Raw genomic sequence first — 17,102 nt, 5'->3', positions numbered from 1 at the left:
GACCTCTCGCACCCGCGAGGGGTTTTTTCGTTTTCCGGCCCCACCCGCGCCGGAGACCGACGCCGCGTGAGAATGGGGGCAAGTGGATCCATACCTTCCGGAGCCACATCCGACAGGAGCCATCACAGCCATGACCACGGAGAACGCCGAGAGCCCGGGCCTCGACGACAGCTTCCATGTCTTCGACACGACGCTGCGCGACGGGGCGCAGCGTGAAGGCATCAACCTCACCGTCGCGGACAAGCTGACCATCGCACGGCACCTCGACGAGTTCGGCGTGGGCTTCATCGAGGGCGGCTGGCCCGGGGCCAACCCGCGCGACACGGAGTTCTTCGCCCGCGCCCGCCAGGAGATCGACTTCAAGAACGCGCAGCTCGTCGCCTTCGGCGCCACGCGCAGACCCGGCGGCGACGCGGCCGCGGACCCGCAGGTCAAGGCGCTCCTCGAATCCGGCGCCCCGGTCGTCACGCTGGTGGCCAAGTCGCACGACCGGCACGTCGAGCTCGCCCTGCGCACCACCCTCGACGAGAACCTGGAGATGGTCCGCGACACCGTCTCTCACCTGGTCTCCGAGGGCCGCCGCGTCTTCGTCGACTGCGAGCACTTCTTCGACGGCTACAAGGCCAACCCCGACTACGCCAAGGCCGTCGTCCGCGCCGCCCACGAGGCCGGGGCCGACGTCGTCATCCTCTGCGACACCAACGGCGGCATGCTCCCGGCCCAGATCCAGGCCGTCGTGGCCACGGTCATCGCCGACACCGGCGCCCGCCTCGGCATCCACGCCCAGGACGACACCGGCTGCGCCGTCGCCAACACCCTGGCCGCCGTCGACGCCGGCGCCACCCACGTCCAGTGCACCGCCAACGGCTACGGCGAGCGGGTCGGCAACGCCAACCTCTTCCCCGTCGTCGCCGCCCTGGAGCTCAAGTACGGCAAGAAGGTGCTGCCCGACGGCGCCCTCGCCGAGATGACCCGGATCTCGCACGCCATCGCCGAGGTCGTCAACCTCACCCCCTCCACCCACCAGCCCTACGTCGGCGTCTCCGCCTTCGCGCACAAGGCCGGGCTCCACGCCTCCGCGATCAAGGTCGACCCCGACCTCTACCAGCACATCGACCCCGAGCTGGTCGGCAACACCATGCGGATGCTGGTCTCCGACATGGCCGGCCGGGCCTCCATCGAGCTCAAGGGCAAGGAGCTCGGCGTCGACCTGGGCGACGACCGCGCGCTCGTGGCCCGTGTCGTCGAGCGGGTCAAGGAGCGCGAGCTCCAGGGCTACACCTACGAGGCCGCCGACGCCTCGTTCGAGCTGCTCCTCCGGGAGGAGGCCGAGGGCCGGGCCCGCCGCTACTTCCGCACCGAGTCCTGGCGCGCGATCGTCGAGGACCGCCCCGACGGCACCCACGCCAACGAGGCCACCGTGAAGCTCTGGGCCAAGGGCGAGCGGATCGTCGCCACCGCCGAGGGCAACGGGCCCGTCAACGCCCTCGACCGCGCGATGCGGCTCGCCCTGGAGCGGATCTACCCGCAGCTCGCCAAGTTCGAGCTGGTCGACTACAAGGTCCGCATCCTGGAGGGCCGCCACGGCACCGAGTCCACCACCCGCGTCCTGATCACCACCAGCGACGGCAACGGCGAGTGGTCGACCGTCGGCGTCGGCGAGAACGTCATCGCGGCCTCCTGGCAGGCCCTGGAGGACGCCTTCACGTACGGCGTGCTGCGGGCCGGGATCGACCCCGCCGAGTAGCCGGCCCGCTGCCCGAAGCGCCGCTCTATGTCTTGTTTGTCGCGCTTCGGGTAGCGTCGAACCATGAGGACCAGGCCGCTCTCCGTACTGTCGGCCCTCGGCGGGCTGATACTGCTGCTGCTCCTGGTCCTGGCCCCCTCCGCGGGTGCCAGGGCCACGTGGATCCCCGACGCGGCCGCCGCCCTGAGACAGGGCCCGGTCTACGTCGACCCGGGCGCCGCCGACCAGCTGTCGACGTCCGAGGCGAACGCCCTCGCCCAGAAGATCAAGGACGCGGACAAGCCCCTGTTCGTGGCGGTCCTGCCCGCGAACGCCCAGTTCCCGCCGAAGGACCTCCTCGCGAACCTGCGGACGCAGACCGGCGTCACCGGCCTCTACGCGGTCCGCCTCGGCGACCGCTTCGACGCGGGCGCCGACCGCGCCGTGATGTCCCAGCAGGCCGTGCGCAACCTGGTCACCTCCGTCCGCCAGCCGGGCGTCGACGCGGCCACCGAACTCAACAACTTCGTCGACCAGGCCCTGCCCACCCTGCGGGGCTCCGCCCCGGCCGGCTGGGGCGCCGTCGGCACCGACTCGGACGTCCCCGTCGCCGGCCTCGTCACCCTGGGCGCCGTGGTCGTCGCGGGCGGCGCCGGCGCCTACGCGGTCACCCGGCGCAAGCGGCTCCGCAAGGAGGCGGAGGAGCGCGCCGCACTCGACAAGCTCCGGGTCGTCGTCGACGAGGACATCACCGCCTTCGGCGAGGAACTCGAACGCCTCGACTTCCACCCCGCCGAGCCGGGCGCCGACGACGCCATGCGCGCCGACTACGAACGCTCCCTCGACTCGTACGACAAGGCGAAGTCCCTGATGGCCTCCGCCGCCCGGCCCCACGACGTCCGCGCCGTCACCGAGGCCCTGGACGACGGCCGCCACGCGCTGGCCGTCCTCGCCGCCCGCCGCGAGTCCCGGCCGCTGCCCGAGCGCCGCGCCCCCTGCTTCTTCGACCCTCGGCACGGTCCCTCCACCGAGGACCGCACCTGGAGCCCGGCGGGCGGAACGGCCCGCCAGGTCCCGGTCTGCGCGGCCGACGCGTCCCGCCTCGACGACGGCCTCGACCCGATGGCCCGCACGGTGGACGCGGACGGCGTCCGCCGCCCGTACTGGGAGGCGGGCCCGGCCTACGGCCCCTGGGCCGGCGGCTACTTCGGCGGCGGCCTGCTCCCCGGCCTCCTGATGGGCACCGTCCTCGGCTCGATGCTCTCCACCCCGGCCTACGCCGCCGAGTACGGCGGCGGCGACTTCGAGGGCGGCGACTTCTCGGGAGCCGACTTCAACACCGGCGACTTCGGAGGCAGCGGCTTCGGCGACGGCGGCGGCTTCGGAGGCGGCGACTTCGGCGGCGGAGGCGGAGGCGACTTCGGCGGGGGCGGGTTCTAGGGCCAGGGCGGTTCCGCCGTGGCTCCGGCACCGCGGGTAGGCTGCGACGATCACGGCGCTCGACGGGGAAACGGACCGGCACCGCCCGGGGGTACGTGGCCTCGAAGCCGCCTACGTCAGAGCGGGCCGTCCACAGGACGCCGGCGCCCGATGGCATGAGGGCCGTCGACGCCCTGGCCGACGCGTTCCGACTGCGGTGCGCCCCGGCACGCGCGGGCCCGCTCAGACCCTCTGGAGATCGTCATGGCGCCACTGGTCACCCTCCTGCACCCCGGAAGCATGGGAGCCGCCGTAGGTGCCCAGCTGCGCGCGCGGGGCTCGACCGTGCTGTGGTGCCCCGAGGGCAGGAGCGACGCCACGCGCCGCCGGGCCGACGCGGCCGGCCTGCAAGGCGCGTCGTTCGAGGAGGCGGTTCGCCGGGCCGACATCGTCCTGTCCCTCTGCGCACCCAGCGCTGCGGAGGACGTCGCGGCACGTGCAGCGACCCTGGGGCTCGCGGAGGGAGCGGTGTTCGTCGAGGCGAACCCCTTGGCACCCGAGCGGGTCGTGGCCCTCGCGGCCGGGATGCGGCCCGCGACGGTGATCGACGGAGCTGTCGTGGGCTCGCCGCCCACCGGCGGCAAGTCGCCGCGCCTGTACCTGTCGGGTGAGAGTGCCGCCGCCGAGCGCGTCGCCGACCTCTTCAGGGGAACGGACGTCGTGGCACGTGTCGTGGGGCAGGAACTCGGGCAGGCCTCCGTACTGAAACTGATCTACTCGGCCTACCAGAAGACGTCTCGGCTGGTAGCCGCCCTGGCGTACGGTGCGGCCGACGCCTACGGAGTCACGGACGAACTCCTCGACATGGCCGGTGGACGCACGCGCAGCTACCTGATGGAGACGGACTACATCCCGAAGACTGCTGCCAGGGCGTGGCGCTGGGCCCCCGAGCTGGCGGATGCAGCCGACCTCCTGGATTCCGTCGGTCTGCCGGCCGACACCGTGCGGGCAGCGGCGGAGACGCTCCAGCGGTGGTCACCGGACGCAGAGGGGCGGCTCGAGGTGGCCGAGGCGTTGCAGGCACTCAGGGACGCCCGACCCTGAGACCGTCGAAGGAGGGGCCGGGCGAAGGTCACGGCTCCGGCGATCGGGGATGTCAGCGGACGAGCTTGCGGATGACGATGCCGACCGTCAGCGTCGTGAAGACGAGTCCCCCGATCGTGAAGCAGACGGCCAGCGCCGTCCAGTCGTACGTCTTCGCCTCGGAGGGGGCACCCACGCCGACGTTGAGCCACAGGGCGCAGGCGAACACGAGCGACTTCCCCGCGGCGGTCAGATCCGTCAGTCGTTGACAGCCCAGGCCGGGCGGTGCCCCCGAGAGGCGCAGCGCGACGGCGGTCGCGAGGATGCCGCACACCAGGGCGCGGGCCGGGTTGCGGGCCCGGACTCCCCAGCCGAAGACGCCCCCCAGCAGGCCGTGGCCCACCAGCCGCCGCACCCATGGGGTCTGGGCCGCCTCGCGCTGCCGGATCCGGTAGTACAGCTCGTCGGCCTCCGCCGTGCGGCGCTGCCGTGCCAACGTCGTCCGCACCGCTTCCAAGGAGTTGGCCGTCACCTTGGTGAACACCCGCTCCAGGAACTCGTTCACCTGCGAGGAGCGGCGGAACACCGCGTTGCCCAGGTCCACTTCCTGCACGGTCGAGTCGCCGGCGAGGCGGAACCGGGCTGGGCCCGAGGGCATCGAAAGCGCCTCGGTCACCACCGAGTTGTCCAGGCCGACGACCAGCGGGGCGCCGTCCTCCGCCGTCACTCGCACACGGCGGACCGTGGACGAGCGGAGGGTCAGTTCCAGTGGCTCGGGCGGGGGCGTGGTGTCGGAGGGCGCCCGAGTCGAAGCTCCGCCGGCTCGCGGTCGTGGCACCGCCGCGGCTGTCCGCCGCACCCCTTTGACGTCGACGACGCCCTGGACGTCGCTCTCTTCGAGGCAGCCCGCCTCCCCCGGTACGACCATGCCGTTGATCCGGAGGAAGTCCCTGCAGTGCACGCCGATGCCCTTCAGCGGGGAGTCCAGGCGCACCCGGCGCAGCTCCACCGAGGTGGCGTCGATGTCCCGCAGGTCGAGCGAGGCGAGCCAGAGATCGTCGAACACGAGGGACTCGGTCACCCGGACATGCTCCAGGTGCACGTCGGGACGGCCGCGCCGACCGGACGTGGCCTGGCTCCGGACGGCTAGTGCCGCCGTACGCATGTTCTTGAGCTGCACGCTGCCGCGGACGGCCGCGATCTGCACCGATTCGCCGACACGGACGTTGTTGACTCGGAGTGGCCCGCAGGAGTGGACGTCGATCACGGACGCCGTCGACTCGTTGATCGAGATCTCGCAGTTCACCGGTGCGTTGCGGATGGTCAGCCGACCGATCCTCGAATTCGTGACGAGGATGGCGTCCGCCGCGCAGTGGTCGAGTACCAGCTCCTCGATGACGCATGAGCGGACGGAGACGATTCCCGCCGCGTCGACGTACACGAGCTCGAGCCGGTCGGCCGAGACCCGGTCGAGATGGAGTGGTCCGTCGACGTCTTGCTGCCTCACGAGCAGATCGCGGCCGTCCCCCGTGAGGGGGCCCGCGCCCACCGCGTCCGCCAGCGCTCTCAGATTGTTGATCACGTGTCCCCCCGGGGCCCGCCCGCACAGCTTCCGTTTCCCCCGTACCGCCCGGCGGCGGAGGTCAGCGGGCGGGCGCGGCCGTTCCGCTGAGGAACGCGGCGAGTTCGCGCCCGGACCTCGCCGGCACCGTCCCGGCAGCGGCGGCCTGCGAGACGACCAAGGCGGTCTCCTCCGCGGTCCGAAGGTCGGTGCGGAGCAGGAGGTGGAACAGTTCCTCGTCCGGTTCAGCGGCCGCCAGGTCCTTCAGGGTCGCGTCCCAGACATCCAGGCGCTCGTCCGTGTCGCGGTCGCCGCGCCCCGCGGACCTGACGGCGCAGTCCTCGCGGGGCAGCCACAGGAGTACCTGGAGCCACGGTTCGTCCACCGCCCCCGCGAACTGGCGCAGATGCGCGAGGCTGCCCACGTGCACCACCGGAATGCCGCCCGCCGCACGCATCGCGTCGAGGTCGTCACGGTCCACGGCGTACGTGTTGCCGTATCGCTCGGTCTCCAGGAGGACCCGTCCGGCTGCTCTCAGCGAGCCGAGCTGTTCCGCCGTGGCCATCCGGTACCCGGCGGTCCGGCCGGTGCCCACCTTCACCTTGACCAGTTGCGCGAAGCGGGCGTCCAGTGCGTGCAGCGCTTCGCTGATCGTGTCCTTCCCGGCCGCAGGGGGACCGAAGAGGAGCACCCCTCGTACCCCGGTCATGCCGTCACCCTTCCGAAGCCGGACACCAGGTCGTGTGCGGCGCCCTCCACTTGCTCCGCCAGCGGTGTCGCCGCGGTCATGCGGTTGTCGATGAGGAGGTGATCCCGCACCGGACGCTGGTCCAGGGAGATCGTGGACAGGTACGCGCGCCAGTTGGCCAGCTTCCAGGTGTCCCGGCGTGCGTTCCTCGCGGTCAGCCGCTCCTGCATCGACGACTCGTCACTGTCGACCCAGAGGATCTCGGCGCCGGCGCCGGTACGGTCGCAGCGCCGGAGCAGCCGGGCGAGCCACTGGGTGTCCGCGACCTCCTTGAGGAACGGCGCGACCGCGATGACGGGCACTCCGTGCTCCACGTTCTCCCAGCAGGTCTTCATCAGGCAGTCGTACTCCAAGGGACGCACCCGCTCCCCGTACAGGGGGCTCTGCCGGTCGTCCGGGTCGCCGCCGAGGGCGGTGAGGAGGGACTCCGTGAGCGGGCGCGTCAGGGTGTCCTTGTCGAGGAGCGACCAGCCGGTGGCCAGGGACAGGAGCTTGCCCGCCTCCGACTTGCCCGATCCGGCGAATCCCGCGACCAGGACGAGCGGTACGCGCTCGGTCGTCGAGGTCGCCCCATGCGTCGACAAATGATCCCCCTGGCAATGTCGGCAAACGGCCCGCACCTGCGGTGCGGCGCTCAGAATAGCCCCAATCGCTGGACAGAGCAGTGCCGTTGAAGAGAGGCTTCGGCTCCCGGAAGGCTCAGACCAGCGGCTTCACCGACATCAGCAGGTGGCGGTGGGTCGTCTGTGGGCCGTCGGTGAGGAGGGCCCGCTGGCCCGGGCCCAGGAGGTGGAAGTGGACCTCCGGGGTGTCCAGGGTGGTCAGCGCGTCCAGGAGGTAGCCGGGGTTGAAGGCGACCGTGAGGGTGTCCGGGCCCGTGAGGGTGGCCGGGAGGTGCTGGGAGGCGACGTCGTCCTCGTAGCCCGCCTGGAGGTGGATCGCGGCGGGGGTGAAGGTGAGCTGGACCGGGCTGTCGCCCTCCGCGACGACCGCGACCCGCTTCACCGCCTCGGCCAGCGGGGCCCGCGCGGTGGCCGCCAGGGCGTGGTCGCCGAGCGCGAACAGCTTGTCGTGGCGGGGGAGGCGGCCGTCCAGCAGCCGGGTCGTGGTGCGCAGGCCGCCGTTCTCGAAGCCGATCGAGCCGCCGTCCAGGGCGAGCACGGCCGGCCCCGTGCCCGCCAGGGAGCGGGCGATCTCGGTGAGGCGGCGGGCCGGGACGACCACGTCGGCCGCTTCGCCGGAGGTCTCGGCCCCGGGCTTCCACTCCAGGGTGCGGACGGCGTAGCGGTAGCGGTCGGTGGCGGCGAGCGTCATGGTCGTGCCGTCCAGGGCGAGCCGTATGCCGGTGAGGACCGGCAGCGCGTCGTCCCGGCCCGCCGCCACGGCCACCTGCCCGACCGCCGTGGCGAACGCGTCCCCGTCCACCAGGCCGCGGACCTCGGGCAGCGCGGGCGGGGCCGGGTAGTCCTCCAGCGGCAGCAGGGAGAGTCCGAAACGGGCGTCGCCGGAGGTCACCGAGAGGCGGGCGCCCTCGACGGCGAGCCCGGTGCGGCCCCGGGGGAGGACCTTGCAGATGTCGAGCAGCCGCCGGCCCAGGACCAGGGCGCGGCCCTCGATGTCCGTGTCGGCCTCGACCTCGACCCGGGCCGAGGCCTCGTGGTCGAGGCCGGAGACCCGCAGCCGGCCGTCCGCCGCCTCCAGGAGGAGGCCGCCGAGGACGGGCAGGGGGGAGCGGGCCGGCAGGACGCGCGCGGCCCAGGCGACGGCTTCGGTCAGTACGCCGCTGTCGATACGGAGTTCCATGCCGCCGACGCTAGACGCCGGCACTGACAACGCCGAGCGCCCGCCGTCCGCTGCTGCGGAGGGCGGGCGCGCTCGTGGTGACTCAGGCGGCGTTCTTGATCGCGGAGATGTCGAAGTTCAGCTTGACCTTGTCACTGACCATCACGCCGCCGGTCTCCAGCGCGGCGTTCCAGGTCAGGCCCCAGTCGGAGCGCAGGATCTCGGCGGAGCCCTCGAAGCCGACGCGCTCGTTGCCGTACACGTCCGTCGCGGAGCCGTTGAACTCCAGGTCGATCGCGAGCGGCTTCGTGACGTCCTTGATGGTCAGGTCGCCGGTGATCCGGTACTTGTCGCCGCCGAGCTGCTGCGCCTCCAGGGAGCGGAAGGTCATCAGCGGGAACTGCTCGGCGTCGAAGAAGTCGCCGCTGCGCAGGTGGCCGTCGCGGTCGCCGATGCCGGTGTCGATCGAGGCGATCCGGACGTCGATCGAGGCGGTGGAGGCGCCCGGGTTCGCGCCGTCCAGCCTCAGGACGCCCTCGTGCTCGGCGAAGGTGCCGCGGACGTTGGTGACCATGGCGTGACGGACGGTGAAGCCGATGCTGCTGTGGGCCGGGTCGATGGTGTAGTCGCCGGTCAGGGCGGCGAGGGCCGGGTCGACGGGGAGGGTGGCGACGGCGACGGCGGACTCGTTGCTCTTGCGGTTGAAGATACCCATGACTGACAACTCCTTGATCGGGACGTGTGCTGATCGGTTCTTGTTGAACCTTCAACGAGAATGACTGTAGACCCATTCCGTTCAACCTTCAACATCTCTGGAGGATGTTCACCCGAACGGCGTCGACGAGGCGACCGCGGGGGCGGGGCGGCCCGCGCCCCGGGGCGGCCGCCGACCCCGCCGTTCCGGCCCGGCCGAAGCCCCCTCCGGTGGTCGCTTGGACTAACCGAAGGGGGTTCTTGGACTGGAGGGGCCCGCGCGGCGCGATCTCGTTGACGGTGCCGCCGGGGCGGGGGCCAACTAGTGCGCATGTCCCTCCCCCCTTCGCGAAGAATCCGTGCGGCCTGCGCCCTCGCCGTCGCTTCCTCCGCCGTGTTCGCCCTGGCCGGGCCCGCCCTGGCCGACGGTGCCGCGGCCCGCGGGGCGACCGGCGCCACCCCGGCCGCCGCCACCTCGGCGGCCGCCACCCCAGACGCCCCCGGCGCCGCGGACGGCCCGGTCATCGCCTCGAGCCGGCTCACCGTGGCCGTCGCCGAGGACTTCCCCCGCGTCCTCGCGTACACCGACCGCGCGAGCGGCGCCCGGCTCCTCGGCAGCACGGCCCCCGTCACGAAGGTCGTCCTCAACGGCACCGCCCACGACGTCCGGGTCAAGGCCGCCCCCGCCCTGACGGCCTCCTCCGCCGCGTACACCCTCGTCTTCCCCGACCTGCCGGGCGTCGAGATCGACGCCCGGCTCGGCGTCGACGGGCGGACCACCACCTTCCGGGTGACCGCCGTCCGCGACACCGAGGCGTTCCGCGTCGGCACGCTCGACATACCGGACCACGACCTGGTCTCCGTCGGCTCCTCGGACCCCGGCGCCGCGACCGCCTTCACCCGGCTCGACCCGGACTCCACCCGGACCGCCGACGTCTTCGCCCGGATCACCGACGCGACGGCCGCCGAGCCCGCCCCGGTGGGCGCCGGCTACGCGATCGTCAGCACCGGGCGGCTCGCCGCCGCCGTCGAGTCCAACTCCAGCTACGACAAGCCCTCCGGCGCGTCCGCCCGTGACGGCGCCCGCTTCTGGCACCAGGCCCGCACGCGGGCCGCCGGCGCCGGCACCGAGACCCGGGTCGGCGTCTGGTCGGGCCAGTGGACCTACCGCGGCGAGGGCGCCCCGAAGCCCGCGACCGGCGACGGACTGCCCTGGGCCAAGGTCGTCGTCACCCCCGACGCCAACGGCGACGGCACCACCGACTGGCAGGACGGCGCCGTCGCCTTCCGCGCGATCGGGATCAGGGCCCCGGGCAGCGAGGACACCCCCGACCGGGTCGTCGCCCACATCCCGTTCAACTTCGCCTCGCAGGCCACCCACCCCTTCCTGCGCACCCTCGACGACGTCAAGCGGATCTCGCTCTCCACCGACGGACTCGGCCAGTTCGCGCTGCTCAAGGGGTACGGCTCCGAGGGCCACGACTCCGCCCACCCGGACTACGGGGGCAACTACAACAAGCGGGCCGGCGGCCTCGCCGACCTCAACACCCTCCTCAAGGAGGGCCGGAAGTGGGGTGCGGACTTCGGCGTCCACGTCAACGCCACCGAGGCCTACCCCGAGGCGAGGAACTTCAGCGAGACCCTGGTCGACAAGACGAAGCCCGGCTGGAACTGGCTCAACCAGAGCTACTACATCGACCAGCGCCGCGACATCAACAGCGGCGACCTCGCCCGCCGCTTCCAGCAGCTCCGCGACGAGACCGACCGCAACCTCTCCACCCTCTACATCGACGTCTACTACACCCACGGCTGGATCGCCGACGAGACGGTGCGGGCCGTGCAGGCCCAGGGCTGGAACGTCGCCACCGAGTGGTCCGACAAGTTCGAGCGGGCCTCCCTCTGGTCCCACTGGGCCAACGACCTCGACTACGGCGGCGCCACCAACAAGGGCCTCAACTCGCAGATCATCCGCTTCATTCGCAACGGCGAGAAGGACGTCTGGAACGACCACCCGGTCCTCGGCCAGACCGCCCTGGTCGACTTCGAGGGCTGGACCGGCGAGACCGACTGGAACGACTTCACCGCCAACGTCTGGCAGCGGAACCTGCCCGCCAAGTACCTCCAGCAGGAGCGGATCACCCGCTGGAACGGCGACGACCTCACCTTCACCGGCGGCGTCCGCGGCACCGTCGAGAACGGCGTCCGCGCCTTCTACGAGCACGGCCGCAAGGTCCTCGACGGCGAGCGGTACCTGCTGCCCTGGGACGACGGCAAGAAGCTCTACCACTACAACAGGACCGGCGGCACGACCAGTTGGGCCGTCCCCGCCGGGACGCGCTCCTACTCGGTGTACCGGCTCACCGACAACGGGCGCGTGAAGACCGCCACCGTGCGGCCCGTCGACGGCCGGATCACCCTGGACGCCGCCGCCGGACAGCCCTACGTCCTCTACCCCGACCGCGCACCCGCGCAGCACGCCCCGAAGTGGGGCCAGGGCACCCCGGTCGCGGACCCCGGCTTCAACGACGCCGCGCTCACCGCCTGGACCAGGACCGGCGGCGTCGCCCGGGACACCGACGCGCAGGGCCGCAACAGCGCCAGGCTCACCGGCGCCGCCGCCGCCTCGCTCGCCCAGCGGATCACCGGCCTCGTCCCGGGCCGCCGGTACACCGCCTCGGCCCTGATCGAGGTCCAGCCCGGGGCCACCCGGCCCACCACCCTCTCCGTCGGCGGGCGGACCGTCACCGTCGAACGCTCCGCGCTCCAGGACCGGGTCGCCGCCTCCGACTGGAACGGCACCCGCCTCCAGCGCGCCAAGGTCGCCTTCACCGCGCCGCGCGGCGCCACGACCCTGCGGATCGAGGCCGCGGCCGGCAGCGCCGCCGCCGTCCGCGTCGACGACGTACGGATCGTCGCCAACGCCCCCGCCACCCGGCCCGGGGCCCTGGTGCACGAGGACTTCGAGGCCGTCGACCAGGGCTGGGGCCCCTTCCTCAAGGGGGACGCGGGCGGCACCACCGACCCGCGCACCCACATCGCCCAGCTGCACGCCCCCTACACCCAGGCGGGCTGGAACGGGAAGCTGATCGACGACGTCATCGGCGGCGCCGAGTCCCTCAAGTCCCACGACGAGAACAGCGGACTCGTCTACCGGACCGCCCCCTGGACCGTCCCGATGAAGGACGGTCACCGCTACCGCGTCGAGTACGCCTACCGCTCCAGCCACGCGGGCGCGTACGAGTGGATCACCGGCTACGACCGCGCGGACGGCACCCAGGCCGAGACCCGCCGCACCCCGATCGGGCAGCAGCGGACCGACGGGCGCTTCTCCGAGACCGTCACCGCCGGTTGCGGCGACACCTGGACCGGCCTGCGCAAGCGCGCCGACGCACCGGACGGCGCCGACTTCGTCCTCGACGACTTCACCGTCACCGACCTCGGCCCGGCCGCCGAACGCGCCGCCTGCGGCACCCTCACCCTCACCGCCCCCGAGACCCTGCTGCCGGGCCGCCCGAACAAGGTCACGGCCGTCTTCGGCAACGACGAGGCGACCGAGGTCTCCGGCGCCCTGGCCGCGCTCGCCCTGCCGGCCGGCTGGACCGCCGAACCGGCCGCCCCCGTCGCCCTCGGCACGGTCGCGCCGGGCGGCAGGGCCACCGCCACCTGGCAGGTGACGCCCCCGGTGGACGCCGCCTACCGGCCGTACACCCTGGACGCCGCCCTCGCCTACACCGTCGGCGGAGGGGCGCGGAAGCTCGCCGCCGCCACCACCGTCCGCACCCTGCCCCCGCCGCCCACCGCCGACAGCTGGGCCGGCGACCTCGACTGGACCTCGGCCACCAACGGCTGGGGCCCGGTCGAGCGCAACCTCTCCAACGGCGAAACCGGCACCGGCGACGGCTCCCCGCTGCGCATCGGGGGAGTGACGTACGCCAAGGGCCTCGGCACCCACGCGCCCTCGACGGTCCGCTACTACCTGGGCGGCCGCTGCACCTCCCTCACCGCCGAGGTCGGGGTGGACGACGTCCAGGCCTCGCGGGGCAGCGTCCGGTTCACCGTGCTCGCCGACGGGGCCGCGAAGGTGACGTCCCCGGTCCTCCGGGCCGCGGACCCGGCCTGGTCGCTCACCGCCGACGTCACCGGCGCCGACTACGTCGACCTGGTGGTCGACGACGGCGGGGACGGCAACGGCAACGACCACGCGGACTGGGGCGGCGCCCGCTTCCACTGCGGAGGCTGACCCTGCCGGGGAACAACGGGCCCGCGCCCCTCACGGGAGGCGCGGGCCCTTCCGCGCGCGTCCACTAGGTTGGGGTGCCGGCCCTGGCCCGACGAATCCCCGCCCGCCGGGGTCTATGTCGGACCCCTACAAACACGAGGGGTGCCTGGCTGTTGACTCGTGCCGAACGGTCCCTCGTTCTGTCCAGCCTCACCAGGATTCGACACGCGAGACTGTACGGAGTCGACGGCGGGGTTTTCTTGTCCGACTTCGTAGGGTCGGTACATGACCGTTGTGGACCAGATCCCGAGCGAGCCCGTCGACGCCCGTGGCCGAGTGGCCGAGCTGCACGTCCTGCGCGAGCAGGCCCTCAGCGGCCCGAGTGAGCGCGCGACCGAGGCCCAGCACGCCAAGGGCAAGCTGACGGCGCGCGAGCGCATCGAGCTGCTGCTCGACCCTGGTTCCTTCAACGAGGTCGAGCAGCTCCGCCGGCACCGCGCCCAGGGCTTCGGCCTGGAGGCGAAGAAGCCGTACACCGACGGCGTGATCACCGGATGGGGCACGGTCGACGGCCGCACCGTCTTCGTCTACGCGCACGACTTCCGGATCTTCGGCGGCGCGCTGGGCGAGGCCCACGCCACGAAGATCCACAAGATCATGGACATGGCCATCGCGGCCGGTGCCCCGCTGGTCTCCCTGAACGACGGCGCGGGCGCCCGCATCCAGGAGGGCGTCTCGGCGCTCGCCGGCTACGGCGGCATCTTCCAGCGCAACACCCGCGCGAGCGGCGTCATCCCGCAGATCTCGGTGATGCTCGGCCCGTGCGCCGGCGGCGCGGCCTACAGCCCGGCGCTGACGGACTTCGTCTTCATGGTCCGCGAGACCTCGCAGATGTTCATCACGGGACCGGACGTCGTCAAGGCGGTCACCGGCGAGGAGATCACCCAGAACGGCCTCGGCGGCGCCGATGTCCACGCGGGCGTCTCCGGCGTCTCCCACTTCGCGTACGACGACGAGGAGACCTGCATCGCGGAGGTCCGCTACCTCCTGTCGATGCTCCCGCAGAACAACCGCGAGAACCCGCCGGCCGTCGCCTCCGAGGACCCGGCGGACCGCCGCTCCGACGTCCTCCTCGACCTGGTCCCGGCCGACGGCAACCGCCCGTACGACATGCACAAGGTCATCGAGGAGCTCGTCGACGACGGCGACTACCTGGAGGTCCACGAGCGCTGGGCCCGCAACATCATCTGCGCGTTGGCCCGTCTCGACGGCCAGGTCGTCGGCATCGTGGCCAACCAGCCGCAGACGCTGGCCGGCGTCCTCGACATCGAGGCCTCCGAGAAGGCCGCCCGCTTCGTGCAGATGTGCGACGCGTTCAACATCCCGATCATCACCCTTCTGGACGTGCCCGGCTTCCTGCCGGGCGTCGACCAGGAGCACGGTGGAATCATCAGGCACGGCGCGAAGCTGCTCTACGCGTACTGCAACGCGACCGTGCCCCGGATCTCCCTGATCCTGCGCAAGGCCTACGGCGGCGCCTACATCGTGATGGACTCCCAGTCCATCGGCGCCGACCTGACGTACGCCTGGCCCACCAACGAAATCGCGGTCATGGGCGCCGAGGGCGCCGCCAACGTGATCTTCCGCAAGCAGATCGCGGAGGCCGAGGACTCGGAGGCCATGCGGGCCCGCATGGTCAAGGAGTACAAGGCCGAGCTGATGCACCCGTACTACGCGGCGGAGCGCGGCCTGGTCGACGACGTCATCGACCCCGCCGACACCCGCCAGGTGCTCATCAGGTCCCTCGCGATGCTCCGCACCAAGCACGCCGACCTGCCGTCCCGCAAGCACGGCAACCCGCCTCAGTAAGAGGAGTCATCCACGTGACCACGCCTGCCAACCTTCTCCGTGTCGAGAAGGGCCACGCCGACCCCGAGGAGCTGGCCGCCATCACGGCGGTGCTGCTCGCCCGTGCCGCCGCCCGGTCCGACGAGGACCCCGCCGCGGGCCACCGCGGCCGCACCACGGCCGGCTGGCGCCGCCTGGAGCGCGAGCACGGCTTCCGCGCCCCGCACAGCTGGCGCTGAGCGACGCAGGAGGGCCGGAACCCGGTATCACCGGGTTCCGGCCCTCCTGTGCGCGTACGGGGCCCTGTGGCGCCCGCACGGCCCCTGACACACGGAAAGGCCGCGCCCCCCGAGGGGGAGCGCGGCCTTCGCGGTACGGGGCGCCAGGGGGACAGCTACCGCAGGCGTGCCATGAGGGCGTGCTCGACCAGGGTGATGAGCGCGCTCTTGGCGTCGGCGCGGTGCCGGGCGTCCGTGGTGATGATGGGGGTGTCCGGGCCGATCTGGAGGGCCTCGCGGACCTCCTCCGGCTGGTAGGGCTGGTTGCCGTCGAAGCCGTTCAGGGCGATGACGAACGGCAGGCCGCTGTTCTCGAAGTAGTCGACCGCCGGGAAGCAGTCGGCGAGACGGCGGGTGTCGACGAGCACGACGGCGCCGATGGCGCCGCGGACCAGGTCGTCCCACATGAACCAGAAGCGGTCCTGACCGGGCGTACCGAAGAGGTACAGGATCAGGTCCTGGTCCAGGGTGATGCGGCCGAAGTCCATGGCGACGGTCGTCGTCGTCTTGTCGCCGGTGTGCGTGAGGTCGTCGATGCCCGCGGACGCGGACGTCATGACGGCCTCGGTGCGCAGCGGGTTGATCTCAGAGACGGCGCCGACGAACGTGGTCTTGCCCACGCCGAAGCCACCCGCCACCACGATCTTCGCGCTGGTGGTTGAACGGGCCGCGCCGCCGCTAGAGCTTGCGAAGTCCACTGAGCACCCTTTCGAGCAGTGTCACGTCTGGCTGACCGCCGGCGGCCTCGTCGCCGCCCGGCTGGTGGATGGCGACGAGCCCGGCCTCGGCCAGGTCGGCCACGAGGATTCGGGCGACGCCGAGGGGGATGGAGAGAAGGGCCGAGATCTCGGCGACCGATTTGATCTCGAAGCACAGCCGGCAGATCCGCTGGTGCTCGGGCAACTGCCCCTGCAGCCGGGACGGATCGGCCGTCGTGCTGACCAGCGCCTCGATGGCGAGCTGGTAGCGCGGCCGGGTCCGGCCGCCGGTCATCGCGTACGGACGCACCAGCGGGTTGTGCGAGCCGCCCGAACTGCTGGAGCCGGCGGCCGACGGAGCGCGTGAGGAGCCCTGCGCACCCGCGGGCTGGGCGTGGGGCTGCCGATAGGGCTGCGACGCGCCCTGTCTGCTCGGGGTGGAGGGAAAGTTGAACCGGTTCTGCGCGGTCTCGCCGAGCGGCGCCTGGTGCGCGTCATAACCGTTGTACGGGCTTGAGCCCGGTGGTGTTCCCACGTCTCCTCCTCCGACTGCCTCGCGGTCCATGTCCCTTGGAACCGCGCCACCGCACCTTACGGGGCGGTGGCGCGAAACGCACTGTCTGTCTGTTAGTTGAGAAGACTTCCCTGAAGCTCCGCCCGGAGGTCGGGGGTCAGGACGGTGCCCGCGCGATCCACGAGAAGGGCCATCTCGTAGCCCACGAGACCGATGTCCGCCTCGGGGTGGGCGAGCACGGCCAGCGAGGAGCCGTCCGAGATCGACATGATGAAGAGGAAGCCCCGCTCCATCTCCACGACGGTCTGGTTGACCGCCCCGCCCTCGAAGATCCGGGACGCGCCCGCGGTCAGCGAGGTCAGTCCGGAGGCGACGGCCGCCAGCTGGTCGGCGCGGTCCCGGGGGAACCCCTCGGACATCGCCAGCAGGAGTCCGTCGGCGGAGACCACCACCGTGTGGGACACCCCGGGGGTGTTGTCCACGAAGTTGGTGATCAACCAGTTCAGATTCTGCGCCGCCTGGCTCATGCTCAC

The 17,102-nt window shown here is 72.2% G+C and carries 14 protein-coding genes; 6 read left to right on the top strand and 8 right to left on the bottom strand.

What is annotated here, in order from left to right; genetic code table 11:
* The first annotated feature begins 130 nt into the window (after positions 1–130).
* From cimA to ACF09E_RS16090, 3 genes are all read left to right on the top strand, one after another.
* Positions 131–1,747 (top strand): citramalate synthase, encoded by a 1,617-nt coding sequence (gene cimA / locus ACF09E_RS16100; protein WP_388793764.1) that lies wholly within the window; start codon positions 131–133, stop codon positions 1,745–1,747.
* Between the two features lie 63 nt (positions 1,748–1,810).
* On the top strand, positions 1,811–3,166 hold the full coding sequence (locus ACF09E_RS16095) for a hypothetical protein (RefSeq protein ID WP_392205758.1): 1,356 nt from the start codon (positions 1,811–1,813) through the stop codon (positions 3,164–3,166).
* A 243-nt stretch (positions 3,167–3,409) separates the two neighbouring features.
* On the top strand, positions 3,410–4,249 hold the full coding sequence (locus tag ACF09E_RS16090; RefSeq protein WP_392205757.1) for a DUF1932 domain-containing protein: 840 nt from the start codon (positions 3,410–3,412) through the stop codon (positions 4,247–4,249).
* A gap of 52 nt (positions 4,250–4,301) precedes the next feature.
* Here ACF09E_RS16090 and ACF09E_RS16085 read toward each other — a convergent pair whose 3' ends face one another.
* From ACF09E_RS16085 to ACF09E_RS16065, 5 genes are all read right to left on the bottom strand, one after another.
* A complete protein-coding gene (locus tag ACF09E_RS16085; protein ID WP_392205756.1) occupies positions 4,302–5,810 on the bottom strand; it encodes a hypothetical protein in 1,509 nt (502 codons plus the stop codon).
* A gap of 61 nt (positions 5,811–5,871) precedes the next feature.
* Complete coding sequence (locus ACF09E_RS16080) at positions 5,872–6,498, bottom strand: guanylate kinase (protein WP_392205755.1); 627 nt, start codon at positions 6,496–6,498, stop codon at positions 5,872–5,874.
* A complete protein-coding gene (locus ACF09E_RS16075) occupies positions 6,495–7,121 on the bottom strand; it encodes an AAA family ATPase (protein WP_392205754.1) in 627 nt (208 codons plus the stop codon). Before ACF09E_RS16075 ends, ACF09E_RS16080 begins: the two co-directional genes overlap by 4 nt.
* Positions 7,122–7,236: 115 nt before the next feature.
* A complete protein-coding gene (gene dnaN, locus ACF09E_RS16070) occupies positions 7,237–8,340 on the bottom strand; it encodes a DNA polymerase III subunit beta (RefSeq protein ID WP_392205753.1) in 1,104 nt (367 codons plus the stop codon).
* 82 nt (positions 8,341–8,422) lie between these two features.
* Complete coding sequence (locus tag ACF09E_RS16065) at positions 8,423–9,034, bottom strand: YceI family protein (protein ID WP_392205752.1); 612 nt, start codon at positions 9,032–9,034, stop codon at positions 8,423–8,425.
* A gap of 309 nt (positions 9,035–9,343) precedes the next feature.
* Between ACF09E_RS16065 and ACF09E_RS16060 the strand changes: the two genes are divergently transcribed.
* The 3 genes from ACF09E_RS16060 to ACF09E_RS16050 all read left to right on the top strand — a co-directional run bounded on the left by ACF09E_RS16060 (position 9,344) and on the right by ACF09E_RS16050 (position 15,318).
* Positions 9,344–13,252 (top strand): endo-alpha-N-acetylgalactosaminidase family protein, encoded by a 3,909-nt coding sequence (locus tag ACF09E_RS16060; protein WP_392205751.1) that lies wholly within the window; start codon positions 9,344–9,346, stop codon positions 13,250–13,252.
* Between the two features lie 264 nt (positions 13,253–13,516).
* The gene (locus ACF09E_RS16055) at positions 13,517–15,100 is read left to right on the top strand and encodes an acyl-CoA carboxylase subunit beta (RefSeq protein WP_392205750.1); all 1,584 of its coding nucleotides are present in this window, start codon (positions 13,517–13,519) and stop codon (positions 15,098–15,100) included.
* Positions 15,101–15,114: 14 nt separating this feature from the next.
* Complete coding sequence (locus ACF09E_RS16050; protein WP_388793773.1) at positions 15,115–15,318, top strand: acyl-CoA carboxylase subunit epsilon; 204 nt, start codon at positions 15,115–15,117, stop codon at positions 15,316–15,318.
* Between the two features lie 155 nt (positions 15,319–15,473).
* Here ACF09E_RS16050 and ACF09E_RS16045 read toward each other — a convergent pair whose 3' ends face one another.
* The 3 genes from ACF09E_RS16045 to ACF09E_RS16035 all read right to left on the bottom strand — a co-directional run bounded on the left by ACF09E_RS16045 (position 15,474) and on the right by ACF09E_RS16035 (position 17,096).
* Entirely contained in the window at positions 15,474–16,055 is a 582-nt protein-coding gene (locus tag ACF09E_RS16045) for an ATP/GTP-binding protein (RefSeq protein WP_015036414.1), read from the bottom strand.
* Positions 16,036–16,590 (bottom strand): DUF742 domain-containing protein, encoded by a 555-nt coding sequence (locus ACF09E_RS16040; protein ID WP_361851139.1) that lies wholly within the window; start codon positions 16,588–16,590, stop codon positions 16,036–16,038. Before ACF09E_RS16040 ends, ACF09E_RS16045 begins: the two co-directional genes overlap by 20 nt.
* Positions 16,591–16,682: 92 nt before the next feature.
* Positions 16,683–17,096 carry a roadblock/LC7 domain-containing protein gene (locus ACF09E_RS16035; RefSeq protein ID WP_026057603.1) on the bottom strand — a complete coding sequence of 138 codons (414 nt, stop codon included), beginning with the start codon at positions 17,094–17,096 and terminating at the stop codon, positions 16,683–16,685.
* Between the last annotated feature and the right edge of the window lie 6 nt (positions 17,097–17,102).

Source organism: Streptomyces sp. NPDC014891 (genome assembly GCF_043081085.1).
GTDB lineage: Bacteria > Actinomycetota > Actinomycetes > Streptomycetales > Streptomycetaceae > Streptomyces.
Note: the sequence above shows the minus strand (reverse complement) of the source record. Positions and strands in the feature narration are given on the sequence as shown.